This window comes from Halorussus litoreus (genome assembly GCF_003382685.1).
Lineage (GTDB): Archaea > Halobacteriota > Halobacteria > Halobacteriales > Haladaptataceae > Halorussus > Halorussus litoreus.
This window is the reverse complement of record NZ_KZ859514.1, coordinates 78,099-97,682: the sequence shown is the minus strand read 5'-3', so window position 1 is coordinate 97,682 and position 19,584 is coordinate 78,099. Positions and strand designations below refer to the sequence as shown.

The window sequence follows — 19,584 nt, the reverse complement described above, 5'->3', positions numbered from 1 at the left end:
GGGGCGCGAGCGGCCGACCGCTCGCGCCCCCGCGCCCCAGCGCGAGCGTGGCGGACCTTCATGGTTTGCCGCGGCGGCTCTTCACCCGTTACCGAGCCGAATTTTTACTATGCGAGTAGTAAGTATATGGTTCTCGGAAGCGCGCTCAGTCGACTGCTCACCGTCTCTGTGACGGCTTCACAGCCGGAAACGCGACCAGTAAACTCTTATGTGATGTTATCGCAGATTGGAACGATGATTCCACTCGACGAGTCCCCGATAACGCGCGACGGCAACGCGCTCATCCTCGCGTACGACCACGGGTTGGAGCACGGACCCTCGGCCGACTTCGGTTCGGTTCCGGAGACGCTCGACCCCGAGCAGATCTTCGACATCGCGACCCACGACGCGGTCACGTCGCTCGCGGTCCAGAAGGGGGTCGCCGAGACGTACTACCCCTCGTACGACGACAGCGTGAACCTGCTGGCGAAGCTCAACGGCACCAGCAACCTCTGGATGGGCGAGCCCCACTCGCCCCAGAACTGGACGGTCGACTACGCCGCGGAGTTGGGTGCCGACGCGGTGGGCTACACCGTCTACTCCGGCTCGAACAACGAGAAGGACATGTACGAGGACTTCCGCGACGTGCAGGAGCGGGCCCACTCCGAACACGACCTGCCGGTCGTGATGTGGTCGTACCCGCGCGGGCAGGGCCTGAAGAACGACACCAAGGAGAGCGTCATCGCGTACGCCACCCGCATCGCGCTGGAGATCGGCGCGGACATGGCGAAGGTGAAGTACCCCGGCTCCCGCGGGTCGATGGAGTGGGCGGTCCAGTCAGGCGCGGAGATGCCGGTCGTGATGTCCGGCGGTTCGAAGGTCAGCGACTACGAGTTCCTCTCGTCGGTCGAGGCCGTGATGGACGCCGGCGGCGCCGGCCTCGCGGTCGGCCGGAACGTCTGGCAGCGCGACGAACCGAAGCGCATCCTCGACGCGCTCGAACAGGTCATCTTCGAGGACGCGACCGCCGACGAAGCGCTCGACGAGTGACGATGGGCGACGCCGACTCCAGCACCGACGCCGAGTCGTCACGCGCGGGTTCGGGCGAGTCGAGCGACCCGGTCAGCGAAGCCATCGCGGTCGTGGCCCGGTCCGCGCCGGAGATCCGGGGCGGGCTCGCGGGCCGCAGGCGCAAGACCGACGCCGAGAACGCCAGCGGCGAGGTCCAGATGGCCGCGGACGTGTGGGCCGACGAACTGCTCGAATCGCGGCTCACCGCCATCGACGGCGTGGGTCAGTTCGCCAGCGAGGAGCGCGAGGACGTGGTGGACGCCGGCGAGGGCGAGTACGCGGTCACCGTCGACCCGCTCGACGGCTCGTCGAACCTCAAATCGAACAACTCGATGGGCACCGTGCTCGGCGTCTACGACGCCGACTTGCCCGCTCGGGGCCGTGACCTCGTGGCCGCGGCCTACGTCCTGTTCGGCCCCATCACGACGATGGTGGTCGCCCGAGACGGCGAGGTGACCGAGTATGTGGTGGAAAGTAAAAACGGCGAGTTCGCCGAGCGCCGCGCGGTCCGCGAGGACGTGACCCTGCCCGACGACCCCGTCGTCTACGGGTTCGGCGGCCGCGTCCCCGACTGGACCGACCGGTTCGCCGACTACGCCCGCGAGATCGAAGACGAACTCAAGCTCCGGTACGGCGGCGCGATGATCGGCGACGTGAATCAGGTGCTGACGTACGGCGGCGTGTTCGCGTACCCCGAACTGGACTCGCGTCCCGAGGGCAAACTCCGCCTCCAGTTCGAGGCCAACCCCATCGCGTTCGTCGTGGAGGCGGCAGGCGGCGCGTCCTCGAACGGCACGGAGTCGCTGCTGGCCGCCGAGCCCGAGGGCGTCCACCAGCGCACGCCGATGTACGTCGGCAACGAGGAACTCATCGAGCGACTGGAAGCGCAGTTCTGAGCGGTTTGAGGGTCGCGCTGGCGGATTTCTTCCTCGTCCGTTCTCGCGGTGCGACGAGTCGCCGGTCAGCCGGGCGTGAGACCCACGCCCTCGGCCAGCAGCTCGTGCGAGCGGAGGCCGTCCTCGTGGTCGGCGACCTCGTGTTTGACCATGACCTCGTCGACGCCGACGCGGTCGGCGAGCTGTTCCAGCACGCCCGCGAGCGTCTCCGGGCTTCCGGACAGCTCCACCGGCCACTCGCCGGGATCGAGCGTGGCCGGCGTCGGGTCTGGAACGCCGCCGAGTTCGTCGACGGCCTCTGAAACCGTCGACGGTGGCACGAGACCGCGTTTGACGCGCTCGGTCGACGCCTCGGAGAACGCGCGCAGTCGGGCGGCCTCCTCGTCGGTCTCGGCGCACACGGCGTTCACCGACAGTATCCCCGTCGGTTCGTCGACGCCGCCGGCCAAGTGCGACGGCCGGAAGGTCTCGCCGTACGCCTCGAACGAGTCGACGGCCGCCTCCGGCCGGAGGAACGCGGCGAAGCAGTACGGTAGGCCGAGTTCGCCCGCGAGCGCCGCGCTGGAGGGGCTCGACCCGAGCACCCACGGGACAGGCGGGTTCTCGCCCGACCGGGGGATCGACAGCGTGTCGAAGTCGTGATCGTCGGGGAAGTCGTCGTAGAGGTAGTTCGCCACGGCCTCGAGCTTCTCGACGTGTTTCTCGTCGGGATTCTCGACTTCGCGAGGGGTGTCCAGCGCGCGGAGGACCGCCGGTGCGGCGTTCGCCCGCCCGAGTCCCGCGTCGATGCGCCCGGGTGCGAGTGCGTCGAGCACCCCGAACTGCTCGGCGACCTTGAACGGGCTGTAGTGGTTGAGCAGGACCGCACCGGAGCCGAGCCGGATCGAGTCGGTTTCGGCCGCGAGGTGGCCGAGCAACACCTCCGGAGCCGTGCCCGCGACGACGTCGTTCACGCCGTGGTGTTCGGCCACCCAGAACCGCGAGTAGCCGAGTCGTTCGGCATTCCGGGCCGTTTCGACGGTGTTCTCGTATGCGTCGGTCACCGTGCCGTCCGGAGGGACCTGGGAAAGATCGACGACGGAGAGCTCCATAATGCTATTAAAGAGATCCAAGGAATAAAGGTTTGGCCGACGGTGTGGTACGACCGAATCTCGTCGGCTACGGCCGGATGTAGGCGTAGCCGTCGTCCTGCAACCGGGTGAGTTCGGTCGCGCCCGAGGAAACGGTCTCGACGCCCGACACGAGGTCCGATTCGTCGAGGTCCATCGTGTCGAGCGTGTTCGAGCAGGCCCGGAACGAGATGCCTGCGTCCAGCAGCGACTCCACGGTGTCACTGTGGGTGCCGCCCGCCGTGACCGGCCTGACACCGTTGGCCTGTGCGACGACCACGATGTCTTCGACGTCTGCGGTCTCGTCGTTCGAGAGGTTCTCGGCGATGGTGAGCACGGACGCCTGCTGGTCCTCGTCCTCCTGAACGAGGTGGAACGCTGTTCGCATAGAGAGTAGGTAGGCCGCTGACTCGGAAGTGGTTGCTGGCCCGGGGCCCCGACCGACCAGCGAGTAGAACGAATTAAGTCACGACGGCGAAAACGACCGTGCATGGCCGAAACGGTCGGAAGCGACATGGGTATCGGACTCGCCGCGGTGTTCACGCTACTGGCGGTCGGCGCGACCGGCGCGATGTTCTTCGCGCCCGGCACGGAACTGGCGGCGTGGGGCTTCGCCGCGGCGGTGACGGCCGGCGTGCTCGCGGTCTCGGCGGTCCACCTCTACTGGGACTGACGCCGCCCGTACAGTAGCAGAAGAACGCCCCAACGCATGCTCGGCAGTTGGTCCACCGAGCGGCGCGGACGACCGGCCGAGGATGACCGGCTGAGGATGACCGGGCGAGAGTGATTGGAGGGGTAGTTCCGTCGGTAGCTTCCAGTTAGTCCCCGTCCAACGCGTCCAGATAGCCCGCGAACGCCTCGGCCGCGCGCTCGTACGGGGCCGCGCTGGTCGGGTCCATCCCGAGCGATTCGAACTGCGCGACCGGATCGCGCCGACCCGTGTTCCGCAGGAAATCGCGGTAGTCCTCGGGAGTCAAACTTCCGTCACGGAGCCGCTCGCGGACCACCAGCGCGCCCGTCGCGCCGAGGACGTACTGGAAGCTGCTGTACGGCTCGCGCATTCCTCTGCCGAGCCAGTCCCGGCCCTCGCGGTCGTCGGAGGCGACCTCGGGCTGGAACTCCGCGAGCAGGTCGGCGTAGACTCCCCGAATCTGCTCGGCCGAGAGCGAGTCGCCGGCCTCGATTGCCGTCGCGACCTCGTGGTCGAACGCCGAGTGCATCGCCACGTTGTAGAAGTTCCCGCCGAGGAACGCCAGCAGGCGATTCTCGGCGTGGTCGGCGAGCGCGCCACCCTGCTCCATCCAGTGCTCGACGAGCAGCAGTTCGTGGAGGATCGACGGGACCTCCGTCACGGCGGTCGGACAGGTCCCGTACCGGGCCGGTCCCTCGCGGTGGTACGCCGCGTTGAGCGCGTGGCCGAGTTCGTGGCAGACGTACGACGCGGTGCGCACGTCGTCGCGGTAGTTCGCCAGCACGAACGCGCCGTCGGCCGCCGACGAGGGGCAGTACGCCGGAATGTCGGTCCGCTTTTCTTCGGTCGGATACACGTCGATGCGTCGTTCCGCGAAGAACGACCGGGTGCGCGCCACGTAGTCGTCGCCGAGGGGCGCGAGCGCGGTGAGAATGTCCGACTTGGCTTGCTCGTAGGGAACCTCCGGCTCCGGGGACTCCGCGATGGAGACCGACAGGTCCCACGGTCGCAGCGTCTCGACGCCGAGGCGCTTCCGGCGCACCTCCTGCGCCCGGTGGAACGGGTCGAGATTCGCCCGAACGGTCGCCAGCATCGCGTCGTGGACCTCTCCGGGAAGTCCGGGTTCCAGACCGCTCTCGGGGTACGTTCCGCGGAAGTCCCGCTCCCGGATGGAGTCGAACCCCCGTACGTCGACTTCGGTCGCGGCCGCCGCGAACTTCTCCGCGTAGGCCCGCGCCAGCACGTGCTCGAAGCGGTCCATCTCGTCGCGGTAGGCCTCGTACACTCGCTCGCGATAGTCGCGGTCGGGGTGGGAAAGCTCGTCGCGGTAGTTGCCGTAGCGAAGTTCGACTTCGGTCCCGTCGGGGCGCTCGACCGTCGGCGGATCGAAGTCCTCGGTCGTGACGGCCTCGACGACTCGCGTCGGAGCCGAGCGAACCTCGCCGTGGGCCGCGATGGCGTCCTCGGCGTCCGCCGCTCGCACGCGCTCGGCCTGCTCGCGGAGGCTCACTGCGTACCGCCGATACTCGTCCAACTCGGCGACGAAGGCGTCGAGCCGGTCGTCGTCGGTCTCCCGAAGGCGACGCTTCACGCTCGCGACCGCCGGCTCGAAGTCGCGTTCGAGGTCGCGGAACTGTCGCTGGAGGTCGTCGGCGGTCTCCGACTCCGTGTTGACGTTCCCGTACAGCGTGGCGTACAGGTCGAGGCTCCCCTTTCGTCGGTAGCACTCCTCGGTGCGTTCGAGCAGCGCCCGGAGGTCGGCCGCGGAGGCGAGCGAGTCCTCGGCTTTGGCGGACTCTCCTTCGGCGGACACTCCCGCGGCGGACTCTCCTTCGGCGACCGACTCCAGTTCGGCAAGGCGCTCGCGGAGGTCCTCGGCCACCGCCTCCCAGTTGGCGGGCGTCTCGAAGATGCTCGTCAGGTCGAATCGATACTCGGGGTCGACGTCGTCTCTGGCTGGTAAACTCATAGCTGTGTTCTGGCTGGTAGACTTCTGGCTGTGTTCTGGCTGGTGGAGTCGTGGCTGCGCTCGGCGGATCCGTTCGCTGGCGGTGCTGACGACTGACCGGGGGCGAGCGCCGGTTTGGAGAAGTTAGCGGGTCATCGGTCGCCTGCCGTTGAGCGTACGTCTCGCGCGCCGGACATAATTCTGTCGACCGTGTGGGTGCCAGTGTCGAACCCGTCGAGCGAGCCCCCAACTGGAAGACGGTAATCCGGTCACTGGCCCCGGCGAGCCGAGGGGTTACTTCTTTTAGTCGGGGGGAACTACCGTACCCTATGATACCACTCGAAGACGCGGTGACCGCGCGCCTCGAATCCCACGGCGAGCGGTTCGAGATACTCGTCGACCCCGACGCGGCGCTCGATATCAAGCGCGACGAGTTCGATGGCGAACTGGAGGACGTCATCGCCGCCGAAGACGTGTTCGAGAACGCGAGCCGAGGCGACCGGCCCGCCGAGAGTGCGCTCGAAGAGGTGTTCGAGACCACCGACCCGCTGGAGATCATCCCCGAGGTCATCAAGCGCGGGGAGATCCAGATCACCGCCGAGCAGCGCCGCGAGATGCAAGACCAGAAGCACAAGCAGTTGGTCAACCGCATCACCCGGAACGCGGTCAACCCCCAGATGGACAACGCGCCCCACCCGCCCGAGCGCATCGAGAGCGCGCTGGAGGAGACCGACTTCCGCGTCGACCCGATGGAGCCGGTCGAGCCGCAGGTCGACGAGGCGCTCGACGCGCTCCGGCCGGTCATCCCCATCCGCTTCGACGAGGTGACGGTGGCCGTGCAGGTGCCAGCCGACTACGCCGGGAGCGCGCAGGCGAAGATTCGGCAGTTCGGCGACCTCGAACGCGAGGAGTGGCAGAACGACGGCTCGTGGGTCGGCGTGCTCACGTTCCCCGCAGGAATGCAGAACGACTTCTACGACCTCGTCAACGAGCACACCAGCGGCGAGGCTGAGACCCAGATAATCAAGGACGAGGACGACCTTCAGACGCGCTGACGCAGCGAGAAATCGAAAGAGCGAGTTATCCCTTCTTGAAGCCGACCATGAAGCCGCCGGTGAAGCCGGCGCCGATGGACAGCGTCGAGATGATGCTGGACACCCACGACGGCGGTGTTCCGCCCTGTGCTGCCTCGCCGGTCTTGAGTACCCCGGCGCTCAGCCGGTCCCAGTCGACGCTGAGGATGCCGCGCGATTCGAGGAACTTGAACACCGCGAGCTCGATGCCGACGATGACGGCGATGAGCTTCGCGATCTTCTTGGCGGCGAAGCCCATCACGGCACCGATGACCGCGCCCGTACCGAGTTCGAGGCCGAGCTGTTGCGGGTCGAGACCTACTTCCATGGGCGCAAGTGGCTCATTGATAGGTTAAGACTCTTGTGGTCAACCGCAACCTTCTGTTGCGCTCGGTCGCGCGAGCGCTGTGGGCGCTCGCGCTCCCTCGCTGGCAAAACGTTGATGAAAAACACCGCAGAGCGAAGCTCTGACGAGTGTGCGGGCGTTCACGGTGCAACTACTCGTGCGTACCGCAGGACGACTCACAGACCAGCGGTTGATTCAAATGTGATGGGCACGTACGCGCGAGCATGGGCACCGCGGCATGGGCAATCGAGGTGAAGGCCCGGCGAGGCTAGCGTCGTCGGCGTGGACATCAGCGGTCGCCACGAGGAGTCCGGCGAGTACCTCATGGTGGCCGCGGCGGTCCACGCCACCGTCGGAACGAACCGGCTCGACGGCGTCGAGGGGATGGGCTTTGCCACCAGCCGGAATCCGCCGACGTTCGAGAACGCCGCGACGGTCGTCGCCGACGCGGTCGGGAAGCTGCCAGAGCCGCCCGAGGGTCCCGTGGTCGCCGAGCGCGGGGAGTTCTACGGCGAGCCGGAACTCACGGTCGAGCAGTATCTCGGCCCGAGCTTCAAGTACGTCGAGAGTATAGCAGAACGAGAGACAGTGCAGGCCGCACACCACGCCGCGTACGCCGCCCGAAAACTGTTCCTATGAGAGCGATAATCGCAAAGCGAGTCGACGACGGCACGCCAGACACCGAGGAGATCGAGGACCTCGCCCGCGCGGCGGGCTACGAGGTCGCCGGGACGTTCACACAATCCCGCACGGAGGACCCGGCCACGCAGGTCGGCGAGGGGAAGGCCGCCGAGATCGGACAGGCGGTCGCAGACACCGATGCCGGGGTCGTCATCTTCGACAACGAACTCGGTCCGTACCAGACGTACAACCTCGGCCAGCAGTTGCCCGAAGACACGCGTGTCATCGACCGCTTCCGGCTCATCCTCGAGATCTTCGGCCAGCGCGCACAGACCCGGAAGGCTCAGTTGCAGGTCGAACTCGCAGAACTCCGGTACGAACTCCCGCGAGCGGAGGCCAAGACCAGCCTCGCCAAGCGCGACGAGCGCCCGGGGTTCATGGGGCTGGGCGAGTACGACGAAAGCCGCGAGCAGGACATCAAGGACCAGATCTCGCGCATCAAGGACGAACTCGACGCCATCGCAAAGACGGAGGCCGACCGGCGCGACCGCCGGCGCGAGTCCGGCTTCGACCTCGTGGCGATGGCGGGCTACACCAACGCCGGGAAGTCCACGCTGATGCAGAGCCTCGCCGAGGACATCGAACTCGGCGAGAACGAGCAACTCCATCCCGACCTCGACACCACCGCGGAGGCCCAGGACAAGCTGTTCACCACGCTGGGCACCACGACCCGGAAGATGGACATGGAGCGCCGCGACGTATTGCTCACGGACACGGTCGGGTTCGTCAGCGACCTGCCCCACTGGCTGGTGGAGTCGTTCAAGTCGACCCTCGACGCGGTGTACTACGCCGACCTCGTGTTGCTCGTGGTCGACGTGAGCGAGCCAATCGACGAGATCCGCGAGAAGCTGGTGACCTGCCACGACACGCTCTACGAGCGCAACGAGGCACCCATCGTCACGGTGCTGAACAAGATAGACGCAGTCGGCGAGGCGGAACTCCGCGAGAAGATCGAGGCGCTGTCGGCGCTCGCGCCGAACCCTATCGCGGTCTCGGGCAAGGAACAGCTAAATCTGGCCGGCCTGCGAGAGCGCATCGACGACGAACTCCCCGACTGGGAGCGCGAGAAGCTGGTCCTCCCGATGACCGACGACACCATGAGCGTGGTGTCGTGGATCCACGACCACGCCCGGGTCGACGACGTGACCTACGCCGACGACGAGGTTGTCCTCGACTTCGAGGCCCGGCCCTCCATCGTCGAGCGGTCGCGCGCCAAGGCCGGGGAGCTGGCGAACGCCCCGTCGGCTTGACCCCGGTATTTTTGTCCGGCCGCCGAAACGTTCGGTCCATGTCCCAAGACCCGGCAGAGTGGTGGAACGAGGCGTACGAGGGCGACCCGCCGTGGGACACCGGCGAGCCACAGTCGGCGCTCGTCGGTCTCGCCGAGGCGGGCGAGATAGAGGGCCGCGTCCTCGACGCGGGGTGTGGCACCGGGACCGAGGCGCTGTATCTCGCCGAGCAAGGCCACGACGTGACTGGCGTAGACTTCTCGGAGCGGGCCGTCGAGCAAGCGCGGTCGAAGGCCCACGAGCGCGGGCTCGACGTGAATTTTCGCGTTGGCGACGCGCTCGACCTCGAACACTACCTCGACGCCGCTCTCGGCCGGTTCGATACGGTCGTCGACGTGGGGCTGTTCCACGCCTTGGAGGACGACCAGCGCGAGCGGTACGCCAACGGCGTCGCCGACGTGCTCGCAGTCGGCGGTCACGCGTTCGTCCTCTCGTTCGCGGAGGGTGCGCCAGAGGACTGGGGCCCGAACCCCGTCGCGGACGCGGACGTGCGCGAGGCGTTCGCGGGCGAGGAGTGGCGAGTCCGGGAACTCCGCGAGGAGCCGTTCGAGACGGTTCGCTCGGTTCCCGGGCTTCTCGCGGTGCTCGAACGGATCGAACTGTAACCGCCCCGCACCGCTACTGCACCGCCTCGCATCGCAGCCGCTACCGCCCCGCATCGCAACCGTACCGCATCGCTCCGCACCGCAACCGTACCGCATCGCTCCGCACCGCTACCGCACCGCACCGCACCGCAACCGCAAACGCCCCGATTTTTTGTCGGCCTCGCGCCCGCCGAACCGACAGGTAGCTATAATTACGGATTCGATGTATCCGGCGTGGGGGGACTCGAATGGGGGTAATAGAGACGGAGGGACTGACGAAACGTTACGGGAGCGTCAGCGCGGTCGAGGACCTCGACCTCACCGTCGAGGAGGGCGAGGTGTTTGGCTTCCTCGGCCCGAACGGCGCAGGCAAGTCCACGACCATCGACGTACTGCTCGACTTCGTGCGACCGACCGCGGGCACCGCGGAGGTGCTGGGCTACGACGCACAGGAGTCGCCGACCGCAATCCACCAGCGCGTGGGTATCCTGCCCGAGGGGTACGGCCTGTACGACCGACTCTCGGGCCGCAAGCACGTCGAGTTCATGATCGACTCGAAGGACGCGACCGACGACCCCGATCGAATACTCGAACTGGTCGGGCTCGAATCTGCCGACGCCGACCGCGCGGTCGGGGGTTACTCGAAGGGGATGGCCCAGCGCCTCGTACTCGGCATGGCGCTGGTCGGGGACCCCGACCTGCTCATCCTGGACGAACCCTCGACCGGCCTGGATCCGAACGGGGCGCGCGAGGTCCGCCGAATCGTCCGGGAACTCGCCGACGGCGGAACGACCGTATTCTTTTCCAGCCACGTGCTCGGGCAGGTCGAAGCGGTCTGCGACCGCGTGGGCATCATGCAGAACGGGCGACTCGTCGCCGAGGACTCCATCGAGGGGCTGCGCGACGCCGTGGGGACCGGGTCGAGCATCGAACTGGTCGTCGATAGCGTGCCGGAGAGGATCGAGTCGGTCGACATCGAGGGCGTCAGCGAGATCGTGGTCACCGACACGACCATCCGGGCGACCTGTCTCGACCCCGGCGCGAAGGTGGCCGTCCTCGACCGCGTCCGGTCGGAAGGAGCCACCGTGCGGGACCTGACGACCCGCGAGTCCTCACTGGAGGACCTGTTCGCCTCCTACACGGTCGACGGCACGAAGGAGACCGAGGACGAGGGGGTGACGGCGTGAGCTGGACGACCGTGGCTCGGAAGGACTTCGCGGACGCGGCCCGGTCGCGGATGCTGTGGGCCATCGTGGGGCTGTTCGCACTGCTGATGGGCGTCGCGGCGCTCGTCCCGGAACTCATCGACGTCGGCGGGCCGACGACCGGTTACGGCTTCGCCGCCGATCTCGCGGAGACGCTGGTGCCGGTGACCGCGCTCGTCGCGGCGTACCTCGCCGTGGCGGGCGAGCGCGAGTCCGGCAGCATCAAAGTCCTGCTCGGTGCGCCCCACTCCCGGGCGGACGTGACCCTCGGCAAACTGGTCGGGCGCGCGGCCGTGGTCGTCGTGGGCGTCTTCGCGGGCTTTCTCGTGGCCGGAATCGTCGCGCTGGTCGTCTACGGCGAGCTCGCCGCCGCGGAGTTCGTCTCGGTGGCGCTGCTGACCGCGGCGCTCGGGCTGGCGTTCGTCGGCATCGCGGTCGGCATCTCGGCCGCGACCGCGACCCGCTCGCGGGCGATGGCGCTCGCGGTGGGCGTCTTCTTCGTGTTCGCGCTCCTGTGGGATCTCCTCCCGCTCGCGTTGACCTACCTCCGGACTGGGAGTCTCGCGGCGCTGGGCGAATCGGTGCCGGCGTGGCAGGTCCTGATCGAGCAGCTCAACCCCTCGCGGGCGTTCCGCCAGCTCGTCGACGCCGCGCTCGGCGCGGAGGCCGACGCGCTGGCCGGTGGTGGCGGTGGCGGCGGTGGCGGGAACCCTTTCGAGACGCAGGTATCGGGTGAGACGCCGTTCTACCTCCGGGACTGGTTCATGGTCGTCATCCTCGGCGCGTGGGCGGTGGTGCCCGTCGTGCTGGGCCACCTGCGATTCCGCGATGCGGATCTGTAACTCCCGTTCTCGGGCGCGGAACTACAACTCGCGTTTCTCCTTCTCGACCACCCGGACGTTCTCGATGGCGGTGTCCGGGTACTGCCCTCCCTCGTCTTTCTTCGCGGCTTCGCCGCTCCGTTCCGAGGCGCTTCGCGCCTCGCTTTTCTCTGCAGCTTTCACCATGTCCCAGACCACGTTCAGCCCGGTCGTCACGCCCTCCAGCGCCTCCATCTCGCACCCCGTCTTGCCCGTGGTCTCGACCGCGACGTCGAGGGTTACGCGGTCCTCGCCCAACCCGAAGTCGGTCTCGACGTTGGTGATCGGGATCTGGTGGCACATCGGGATGGTCTCCCACGTGTGCTTGACCGCCTGCACCGCGCCGACCCGCCCCGTGGCGAGCACGTCGCCCTTGCTCACCTCGTCCTCACGGATGGCCGCGACAGTGGCCCGCTGGAGGCGGATCTCTCCGGAAGCGACCGCTCGGCGGGCGGTGTCGGGCTTGTCGCCAACGTCCACCATCTGGACGTCGCCCTGCTCGTCGGTGTGGGTGAGTTCGGCGTCGCGGTCCTCGGCGTCGTCCGCCTTCGCTTCGGAATCGCCGCGGTCACTCATCGTCGTCACCCCAGATGGCGCGCGGCAGCGCGTCCAGCAGGTCCGAGGCCAGCAGGCCGTCGTGGCGGTCGGCGAGCAACTCCCCGGCGCGCCCGTTGGCGTAGGCCGCCATGCACGCCGACTGGAACGGGTCGTGGGCCGCGAGCAGCCCCGCGAGCACACCCGCGAGCGTGTCGCCCGTGCCCCCGACGCGCATGCCGGGCGTGCCCGCTCGCGAGACCCGGGTGCGCTCGCCGTCCGAGACCACGTCCTCGGCCGCCTTCGCGACGACGACGTGGCCCAGTTCCGCGGCGAAGGACTCGATCTCGTCTGTGTACTCGCGGATAGGCTCACCTTCACCTATCTCGGGACCGCCCATCTTCGCGAGTTCCTTGCGGTTCGGTGTGCAGACGAGCGTGGCGTCGGTCTCTATTTCGGGCACTGCAGGTAGGGCATCGGCGTCGACCACTATCCGGCCCGAGAACTCTGTGAGGAAGCGCTTGGCCGCATCGAGAGTCTCCTCGGCGCTCCCGAGTCCGGGGCCAAGTACCACCACGTCGTCGTAGCTCTCGGCGGTCTCCACGAGGGCGGGCACCTGCTCGGGCGCGAGCCGGTCGCCCTCGTACGACTGGACGATGAGGTCCTCGGCGTACCCCTGAATCTGCGGGGCGACCGTCTCCGGCGCGGCGACGAACGAGAGGTCCGCGCCCGCCCGGAGCGCAGCCTGCGCGGCCAGCGCGGGCGCGCCGGTGTACGGCCCGCCGCCGATAACGTACGCCCGGGCGTCGACGGCCTCGGCTCCCCGCCGGACCGGGTGCATGTCGCCCGGCCCGAGGAACCGCTCAGCCGCCGGCGGGATGCCGATGTCCGCGACCGTCACTTCCGCTTCGAGCGAGTCGAGCCCCGGCTTCCCGTCGTGGAAGGTGACCACGCGGTCGGCCTCGACGGCGACGCCGTCTGCCGCTCCAGAGTCGGTGCCAGTCCCCGCGCCGGGTACCTCGCCCGTGTCGGCGTCCACGCCGGAGGGAACGTCCACCGCGACCACGGTGGCGTCGGCGTCGTTGATCGCCTCGGCTGCGGTGGCCTCGGGTTCCCGGAGCGCGCCCGCGACGCCCGTGCCGAGCATCGCGTCGACGACCACGTCGCAGTCCGGCAGTTCGAGGTCGCGGGAGTCCCCCACTTCTTCGGCGTCGTACTCGCCGCGCCGGAGGGCGTCCCAGTTCTCGCGGGCGATGTCGGTCCCGATGGCATCAGCGCGCCCGAGCAGGTGGACCGACGCGTCGTAGTCGTCCAGAAATCGGGCGGCAACGAAGGCGTCACCGCCGTTGTTCCCTCGCCCGGCGACGACGACCACGCGCGCGCCGGGGTCGGCGACCGCCCGGACTTCGCGGGCGACCGCGTTGCCGCTCGACTCCATCAACTGCTTGCGCAGGACGCCGAGCGCGGCCGCGTTGGCGTCGACCTGCGCCATCCGCTCTGCGGAAATCATGTCGAGGGGTTGGTCGGCGAGCGCGTTAAGTCCTGTCGTCGCCGGTCGTTCGGGGTCGCCGGTCGCTGCAGAGCCATCGACCACCTCGGGGACGGCCGATCAGCGTAGCGCGTCCAGGCTCCTGAACTGGTCGTCCTCCTCGATTTCGGAGGCGCGTATCCCCCCGTCGCGTCGTACGTAGCTGTACGCAGTCTCCGCACCGCTCGCCGAGAGGATCCGGAACTCGCCGTCGGTGAGTTCGACCGTGCAGCCGTCTTCGAGCGCCAGCCCCGCTTGTGTCCGCGATTCGAGGGCTTCCCGAAACGCCGCGCGTCGGGTCGGGTCGGCGTGCGGCGTGACGAACAGGTCGTCGAACCACCCCAGACAGTCGGTCGCGGAGTACGGCGACCCGTCTCCGGCGTCGGTCAGTCCGCCGGCGAACCAGCACGTCGCGCCAGCGCTGAGGCCCGCGAGGACGGTCCCGTCCCGGTACGCCTCTTGGAGTAGTCTGTCCACGCCGAATTCCCGCCAGCGGTCGAGCAACAGCGGAACGCTCCCGCCGCCGACGTACACAAGGTCTGCCCAGTCTACGTCTTCCTGAATTTTGGTACGGTCGACCGTCTCGTCGTGGAGGGTGAGGTGTCGCGTCCGGCACCCGAGCCGGTCGCCGTAGTACGCGTCGAACGCTTCGCAGTAGCCGGCCGCGTCGCCGCTCGCCGTCGGCACGAACAGCGCCGCGGGCGCGTCCGCGTCGGCTAACTCGCAGACGTGGCGGTCGATCGGTTCGGTTTCGGCATTCTTGATCTCACCGCCACCGATAGCGACGATTCGACTCATGTACTGTACTCGCGTGGGCGGTCGTCCGAGAAATAACTGTCTGTCGTCTGCTACTGTCTCCCAGTACTGATTCGACGGGGTCGTCTTATCGGTCCGTCGCTGCGGACGCCGCCGGAACTCGACGCCGTCGAAGGTGCTCGACTTGTACGCGCTCGGTAATCGGCTCGACGCGGCCATCTCGGCAACCGTCGACCGGACGAGGACGCGCAAGCCGGGCGAGAACGAGACCGTCGGGCAGTTCCCGCGGCTCCGGCTTCGGACCCAGTTCCACCTCGACGAGGCGGTCGAACGCCACGCGGCCGACTGACCGGCGGACTCGATTGGCTACCGCCGGATGCGGAAGCCGTCCTCGCCTTCGTAATCGCCGTACTCGACTTCCACGTCGGCCACGTCGGCGGCGGGACTTCCCTCGTGGCACCACTCGACCATCTCCTCGACCGCGTCCTCGGAGCCCTCGAACGCCGCTTCGACTCTCCCGTCCGGGAGGTTCCGGACCCAGCCGTCGATGCCCAGTTCCGTCGCGGTGTCGCGGGTGTTCGCCCGGTAGTAGACGCCCTGTACGGTGCCGGAGACGAAGACGTGCGCGCGAACTCGGTCCTCGGAGTCGGCTGCCATGATTCTGGTCGCCGGTTCGGCGCGCTGTCTTAAGGTGGTTTGGATGGAGTACCCTTCGGGCCCAAGCTTCAATGCCGGTTCTCACGAGTGTCCCGTGGGGGACCATTGCATGACACCGAGCGCCATCCGCGACGGTGGCCAACAACGACAGGACGAGGAATCGAGCTCCGACCGACTCGCAGTCGGCGGTGTCGGCGACGCGGTCGCGCGCGACCGCATCGCCGACACCGCCTCGCCGTGAGGGCCGACCGATCATGTCCACGCAAACGCCAGATTCGACGACGGACAGGGACGTACGGGCACAGTCGCGGGCGGACGAGACCGCCGGTCGAGTCAGGCGACTCGCATCCGCGGTAGCCGGCGGGGCGCTCCTGACATTGGGAGCGAGGCGGCGGTCGCTCGCCGGGGCGGCGATGGCGGCTGCCGGCGGCTGGCTGCTGTATCGTAGCGTCCGCGGGCGGAGTCGAGAGAACCGGAAAATGGGGGCGGGCTCTGCGACCGACCGAGAGGAGTCCGCAACCGACCGAGAGAAATCCGCGACTGGTCGAGAGGAGTCCGCAACCGACCGAGAGGAGTCCGAGATCGACTCACCGTCGGTCGAGCGCTCCGTCACCGTCGGGAAGCCCGCCGACGAACTCCACGAGCGCTGGCGCGACCCGGAGACGCTGACGCGCGTCTTCGGCGACCGCGTCTCCGTGACCTCGGCGGGCGACGACCGCCTCCACTGGAGCCTCGACGGGCCGTTCGGCCAGTCCATCGAGTGGGACGCCGAGATCGTCGCGGACCGAACGGGCGAACTCCTTCGCTGGGAGTCGGTCGCGGGCGCGACGCTCCCCAGCGTCGGGTCGGTCGCCTTCCAACCGGCTCCGGGCGACCGCGGCACCGAGGTCACGCTCCGACTGGAGTTCTACCCGCCGGGTGGTCGAATCGGCGACGCCGCGATGGAGGCGCTTGGCGTCGTCCCGGAGTCGCTGGCGGGCACGGCGCTCGACCGGTTCAAGGGTCTCGCCGAGACGGGCGAGATCGCGACCATCGAACGCAACCCGTCGGGGCGTGGGTCCGGGGACGCAGTGTGAATCTTCGGACGACAATTCACGTCGCTCGCTCGTCACAGGCGGTGCGGACGAGTTCGGTCCGGTCCCGCGAGTCCTCGCCGACCGCGTGGCTTGGTGCCGTGACCTCGTAGACCGCCACGGTTTCGAGGTCGCCTTCGCGGTCGCGACTCCACTGCGAACAGAGGTGGTCCGCGAACGACGACAGCAGCCGCTCGTCGCCGCGGACGTTACTCAGGTACTTTCGCATTCGCGGCGACGAGTACGACCCCGCGAGCGCGTCGGGTCGCTCCCATCGGAGCTCCTCGCGCCCGAACGCGTCGACTCGTTCGCCGCTCGCGAGTTCGCCGGGAGCCACGTACCATCGGTCGTTCGCCGGGGGATGCGGTGCGAACATGGTCCAGCGCGGGTCCGCGTCCGCCACTGCCGCGGTGAGGTCTGACACCGCTGCGATGGGGTCCGCAACGCCGCCGTTGCCATCGGCCGTCGCACCGGTGCTGTCCGCCGTCGAACCAGTGCTGTCCGCCGTCGCACCGGCGTCATCGGTCACCGCCGGAACCGGAACGAGCCCCAACGCCGTCGCGTTGAACGCGAGGACGCCGACGAGCACGAGCGTAGCGACTGTCCGGGCGAGCGTTCCCCGGCACCGCCCGATTCTCGGCGGCAAGAAGTCGAGCGACCCTGCCGGGAGCCTGCTGTACAGCGGGGCGGCCGAACGAGATACTCCGTCTTTCAGGCGGGCTATCCGTCGATTTCCTCCAAGCGAGTCCCAGACGCCCTCGGGGAGAAACGGGAGCAGGGCGACGACGGAGACGAGCGGGAAAATTTCCAGCGACATCGTCAGCAGCATGCCGAGATGCATCCCCGCGAACGCGCCGACGAGCGCGATGCGCGTTCGCCCGGTCGTGAGCACGAGCAACGGGGAGGCCAGCAGCAGGCCGACCCACGCCCAGTTCGCGAGCCAGAGGACGGCCGGTAGCTCGCGGAGAGCCGGAGCGAGGAACACCGCGAAGTGGTCGAGACTGAGGATGACCGAGACGGCGTCGCCCGACATCCAGGCGTCGCTTCGGGCCTTCAGAATCGCGTTGACGCCGTACACGACGAGCACCTGCGAGAGCAGCGCGACGGTGCCGACGCTGACGATCCGCTCGCGAGCGATCCGTTCGCGGCCCGCCCCGCCGAGTTGGGCGTCGACCGACCACCGCTCGCCGACCGGGACGAACAGCGTCCAGAACAGCAGATGTTGCAACAGCGCGTCCGCGCCCGAGAGCACGTACGGGTTCCGAGCGTGGAGCGAGAGCAGCAGACACAGCGACACGCCCGTGGCGAACTTGGTCCGATAGCCGACCAGCAGCGCGAGCGCCGCGGCGAGTGCGACCGCGAACAGCAGCGCCTGGAACAGCGCCTCGCCCGAGCGAGCGTGAAGCGAAAGCCGGGCGAGCGTCGGGAACTGGTCGGCCAGAAGCGCCACCGGCAGAATGCCCTCGTCGGTGTAGAACGTCCGGAGGTTGCGCGCTCGCAACAGGAGGTCCAGAAGCAGGACCGCGCCGAGGCCGATGCGGAATGCGGCGAGCGACCGCGGGTCGACGCCGAAGCAGCGGTCAGAAAAACGACGGATGCGAGCGCGGGTCACACTCGCTCGCTCTCTCGCTCTCATGGAGGCTGCTGTGTGCGTCGAGCAGTCGAACTGATAGGTATCTTGTGGTCTCCGGCTGTATCTTTCCTCAGCCCCGCGTCCGGAGGTAGTGAAACACGTACGTCTGGGCGTACCCGGCGAACTTGCCGCCGAACTCCTCGCGGAGCGCGCGCGAAGTCTCCTCGTACGAGCCCTGCTCACAGTGGGGGTAGTGCTCGGCGACCGCGGTCTGGATCCACGTGTCGAGCGGGACCGCCTCCAGGTAGCCGAGCGCGAACAGGAGCACGCAGTCGGCCACCTTGTCGCCGACGCCGACGAACGCCTGCATCGCCTCGCGGGCGTCCTCGTAGTCGAGTCCCTGCACGTCGGCGGCCGTGGCCTCGCCCGAGGCGACCAGTTCCGCCGACCGCTGGACGTACGGCGCGCGGTAGCCCAGCCCCAGTTCGCGGAGCTCTGCCTCGGTCGCGGCCGCGAGACGTTCGGGCGTGGGGAAGGCGTGGTAAGTCTGACCGTCGGCCGTGACGGTCTCGCCGAACTCCCGGGCGAGCGCGGTCTGCATTCCGTGGATGCGCTCGACCCGCATCTGGGCCGAGCAGACGAACGAGACGAGACACGGGAAGAATGGGTCGTTCACCACCCGGAGCCCCGAGTAGGCCTCGCGGGCCTCCGCGAGCAGCGGGTCGTCGGGGACCGTGGCGAAGATCTCCGGGAGGTCGTCGTCGAGTCGCAGGCGCTCGACGAGCAGGTCCTCGGCGTCGGTGGTCGCCCCCCACTCGAGTAGTCCGTCGCGCTGACGCACGCGGACGACGTCGTTCTCGGCACTGTCGTCTCCTCCGTTCGCGCTCCTGCCACTTCCCGAGACGACCGTGTAGTACCACGCCGACCCGCCGGCGGGGTCGTCGCTCTCGTAAGCGCGACCGTCGTCGCGCCGCCAGACGAACGTCTGGCCGCTCTCGAGCGTCGCCTGCAGGTCGAAATTCCCCCGGAGGCCGGCCACCGGTATCGAGCCCGTTTCCATCGCGGGAGCGAAGGTGCTACGCGGGTGGAAGTCTTTCGAAACGAGGCTAAACTTGATACTGTTGGCCCTACAACGTCTATCCGACCATGAACTGCAGAGTTGTCGTGGAAGCCGCAGTCCCGGTCTACGACGTGGAGACGCCCGACGAGGCGGTACGCATCGCCATCTCCAAGACCGGCGAGTTGCTCAACCCCGACCTCAACTACGTCGAGATCAACATGGGCGAGCGCTCGTGTCCCCACTGCGGGGAGGAGCTCGACCCTGCGTTCATCGCCGCCGACGAGAGTCTCGTCGCGCTGGAGCTGGAGATGACGGTGTTCAACGTCGAGCGCGAGGAGCACGCCTCCCGCATCGCTCGCAAGGAGATCGGCCAGCTTCTGGAGAACATCCCGCTCACCGTCCTCGAAGTCGAGGTCATCGAGGACGAAGACGACGAGGACGAAGACGACGAGGAGTTCGAGTCCGAGAGCGACGACGGGAGCGAGGAGGTCGAGGCCAAAAGCGACGGCGACGACGAGGACGACGAGGTTCTCCCCGAGTTCGAGGACCTAATCGAGTAACTGGGCCTGCGCGTACGGGTCCAATCTACCCACGCGAGTCGTGGGGGGGGGGGGGGGCCCCCCGGGCCCCCCCCCCCCCCCCCCCGGGGGGGGGGGGGGGGCGCCCCCCGG

At 68.3% G+C, this 19,584-nt stretch carries 23 protein-coding genes; 13 read left to right on the top strand and 10 right to left on the bottom strand.

What is annotated here, in order from left to right:
- Nucleotides 1-234: 234 nt before the first annotated feature.
- Together DPQ64_RS07280 and DPQ64_RS07275 are read left to right on the top strand one after the other, a co-directional pair.
- The gene (locus DPQ64_RS07280) at nucleotides 235-1,029 is read left to right on the top strand and encodes a class I fructose-bisphosphate aldolase (RefSeq protein ID WP_115863693.1); all 795 of its coding nucleotides are present in this window, start codon (nucleotides 235-237) and stop codon (nucleotides 1,027-1,029) included.
- 2 nt (nucleotides 1,030-1,031) lie between these two features.
- Nucleotides 1,032-1,946: a class 1 fructose-bisphosphatase gene (locus tag DPQ64_RS07275; protein WP_115863692.1), complete on the top strand. Its 915-nt coding sequence runs from the start codon at nucleotides 1,032-1,034 to the stop codon at nucleotides 1,944-1,946.
- Nucleotides 1,947-2,011: 65 nt separating this feature from the next.
- Here DPQ64_RS07275 and DPQ64_RS07270 read toward each other — a convergent pair whose 3' ends face one another.
- Entirely contained in the window at nucleotides 2,012-3,037 is a 1,026-nt protein-coding gene (locus tag DPQ64_RS07270; protein WP_115863691.1) for an LLM class flavin-dependent oxidoreductase, read from the bottom strand.
- Nucleotides 3,038-3,104: 67 nt separating this feature from the next.
- Nucleotides 3,105-3,443, bottom strand: coding sequence for a DsrE family protein (locus tag DPQ64_RS07265; protein WP_115863690.1), 339 nt, complete (start codon nucleotides 3,441-3,443; stop codon nucleotides 3,105-3,107).
- A 102-nt stretch (nucleotides 3,444-3,545) separates the two neighbouring features.
- Between DPQ64_RS07265 and DPQ64_RS07260 the strand changes: the two genes are divergently transcribed.
- Nucleotides 3,546-3,728 (top strand): DUF7525 family protein, encoded by a 183-nt coding sequence (locus DPQ64_RS07260; protein WP_115863689.1) that lies wholly within the window; start codon nucleotides 3,546-3,548, stop codon nucleotides 3,726-3,728.
- A 145-nt stretch (nucleotides 3,729-3,873) separates the two neighbouring features.
- On the opposite strand, the gene DPQ64_RS07255 is transcribed toward DPQ64_RS07260, so the two are convergent.
- Nucleotides 3,874-5,715, bottom strand: a complete 1,842-nt coding sequence (locus tag DPQ64_RS07255) for a M3 family oligoendopeptidase (RefSeq protein ID WP_115863688.1) — start codon at nucleotides 5,713-5,715, stop codon at nucleotides 3,874-3,876.
- Between the two features lie 308 nt (nucleotides 5,716-6,023).
- Between DPQ64_RS07255 and DPQ64_RS07250 the strand changes: the two genes are divergently transcribed.
- On the top strand, nucleotides 6,024-6,749 hold the full coding sequence (locus DPQ64_RS07250) for a ribosome assembly factor SBDS (RefSeq protein WP_115863687.1): 726 nt from the start codon (nucleotides 6,024-6,026) through the stop codon (nucleotides 6,747-6,749).
- Nucleotides 6,750-6,774: 25 nt separating this feature from the next.
- Here the strand turns inward: DPQ64_RS07250 and DPQ64_RS07245 are convergent, their stop codons facing one another.
- Nucleotides 6,775-7,095 carry an FUN14 domain-containing protein gene (locus DPQ64_RS07245; protein ID WP_115863686.1) on the bottom strand — a complete coding sequence of 107 codons (321 nt, stop codon included), beginning with the start codon at nucleotides 7,093-7,095 and terminating at the stop codon, nucleotides 6,775-6,777.
- 300 nt (nucleotides 7,096-7,395) lie between these two features.
- Here DPQ64_RS07245 and DPQ64_RS07240 point away from each other — a divergent pair, with 300 nt between their 5' ends.
- From DPQ64_RS07240 to DPQ64_RS07220, 5 genes are all read left to right on the top strand, one after another.
- Nucleotides 7,396-7,752, top strand: coding sequence for a DUF2209 family protein (locus DPQ64_RS07240; RefSeq protein ID WP_115863685.1), 357 nt, complete (start codon nucleotides 7,396-7,398; stop codon nucleotides 7,750-7,752).
- Nucleotides 7,749-9,044, top strand: coding sequence for a GTPase HflX (gene hflX, locus DPQ64_RS07235; protein WP_115863684.1), 1,296 nt, complete (start codon nucleotides 7,749-7,751; stop codon nucleotides 9,042-9,044). Before DPQ64_RS07240 ends, hflX begins: the two co-directional genes overlap by 4 nt.
- A gap of 38 nt (nucleotides 9,045-9,082) precedes the next feature.
- Nucleotides 9,083-9,688, top strand: coding sequence for a class I SAM-dependent methyltransferase (locus DPQ64_RS07230; RefSeq protein ID WP_115863683.1), 606 nt, complete (start codon nucleotides 9,083-9,085; stop codon nucleotides 9,686-9,688).
- 227 nt (nucleotides 9,689-9,915) lie between these two features.
- Complete coding sequence (locus DPQ64_RS07225; RefSeq protein ID WP_115863682.1) at nucleotides 9,916-10,854, top strand: ABC transporter ATP-binding protein; 939 nt, start codon at nucleotides 9,916-9,918, stop codon at nucleotides 10,852-10,854.
- Nucleotides 10,851-11,714 carry an ABC transporter permease subunit gene (locus tag DPQ64_RS07220; RefSeq protein ID WP_115863681.1) on the top strand — a complete coding sequence of 288 codons (864 nt, stop codon included), beginning with the start codon at nucleotides 10,851-10,853 and terminating at the stop codon, nucleotides 11,712-11,714. Before DPQ64_RS07225 ends, DPQ64_RS07220 begins: the two co-directional genes overlap by 4 nt.
- Nucleotides 11,715-11,735: 21 nt before the next feature.
- On the opposite strand, the gene moaC is transcribed toward DPQ64_RS07220, so the two are convergent.
- The 3 genes from moaC to DPQ64_RS07205 all read right to left on the bottom strand — a co-directional run bounded on the left by moaC (nucleotide 11,736) and on the right by DPQ64_RS07205 (nucleotide 14,592).
- A complete protein-coding gene (gene moaC, locus DPQ64_RS07215) occupies nucleotides 11,736-12,308 on the bottom strand; it encodes a cyclic pyranopterin monophosphate synthase MoaC (protein WP_115863697.1) in 573 nt (190 codons plus the stop codon).
- Nucleotides 12,301-13,776, bottom strand: coding sequence for an NAD(P)H-hydrate dehydratase (locus DPQ64_RS07210; RefSeq protein ID WP_115863680.1), 1,476 nt, complete (start codon nucleotides 13,774-13,776; stop codon nucleotides 12,301-12,303). The genes moaC and DPQ64_RS07210 overlap by 8 nt, the downstream gene beginning before the upstream one ends.
- A gap of 99 nt (nucleotides 13,777-13,875) precedes the next feature.
- Complete coding sequence (locus DPQ64_RS07205; protein ID WP_157971630.1) at nucleotides 13,876-14,592, bottom strand: Type 1 glutamine amidotransferase-like domain-containing protein; 717 nt, start codon at nucleotides 14,590-14,592, stop codon at nucleotides 13,876-13,878.
- Nucleotides 14,593-14,725: 133 nt separating this feature from the next.
- Between DPQ64_RS07205 and DPQ64_RS18695 the strand changes: the two genes are divergently transcribed.
- Complete coding sequence (locus DPQ64_RS18695; protein WP_157971629.1) at nucleotides 14,726-14,899, top strand: hypothetical protein; 174 nt, start codon at nucleotides 14,726-14,728, stop codon at nucleotides 14,897-14,899.
- A gap of 17 nt (nucleotides 14,900-14,916) precedes the next feature.
- Here DPQ64_RS18695 and DPQ64_RS07200 read toward each other — a convergent pair whose 3' ends face one another.
- Nucleotides 14,917-15,207: an acylphosphatase gene (locus DPQ64_RS07200; protein ID WP_115863678.1), complete on the bottom strand. Its 291-nt coding sequence runs from the start codon at nucleotides 15,205-15,207 to the stop codon at nucleotides 14,917-14,919.
- A 109-nt stretch (nucleotides 15,208-15,316) separates the two neighbouring features.
- Between DPQ64_RS07200 and DPQ64_RS19750 the strand changes: the two genes are divergently transcribed.
- On the top strand, nucleotides 15,317-15,448 hold the full coding sequence (locus DPQ64_RS19750) for a hypothetical protein (RefSeq protein ID WP_269814472.1): 132 nt from the start codon (nucleotides 15,317-15,319) through the stop codon (nucleotides 15,446-15,448).
- Between the two features lie 13 nt (nucleotides 15,449-15,461).
- Complete coding sequence (locus tag DPQ64_RS07195) at nucleotides 15,462-16,283, top strand: SRPBCC family protein (RefSeq protein ID WP_157971628.1); 822 nt, start codon at nucleotides 15,462-15,464, stop codon at nucleotides 16,281-16,283.
- Nucleotides 16,284-16,299: 16 nt separating this feature from the next.
- Here DPQ64_RS07195 and DPQ64_RS07190 read toward each other — a convergent pair whose 3' ends face one another.
- Complete coding sequence (locus tag DPQ64_RS07190; RefSeq protein ID WP_115863676.1) at nucleotides 16,300-17,916, bottom strand: HTTM domain-containing protein; 1,617 nt, start codon at nucleotides 17,914-17,916, stop codon at nucleotides 16,300-16,302.
- 67 nt (nucleotides 17,917-17,983) lie between these two features.
- The gene (locus tag DPQ64_RS07185; RefSeq protein ID WP_115863675.1) at nucleotides 17,984-18,913 is read right to left on the bottom strand and encodes a DNA-3-methyladenine glycosylase family protein; all 930 of its coding nucleotides are present in this window, start codon (nucleotides 18,911-18,913) and stop codon (nucleotides 17,984-17,986) included.
- Between the two features lie 86 nt (nucleotides 18,914-18,999).
- Here DPQ64_RS07185 and DPQ64_RS07180 point away from each other — a divergent pair, with 86 nt between their 5' ends.
- On the top strand, nucleotides 19,000-19,473 hold the full coding sequence (locus DPQ64_RS07180; protein WP_115863674.1) for a DUF555 domain-containing protein: 474 nt from the start codon (nucleotides 19,000-19,002) through the stop codon (nucleotides 19,471-19,473).
- Nucleotides 19,474-19,584 lie beyond the last annotated feature (111 nt).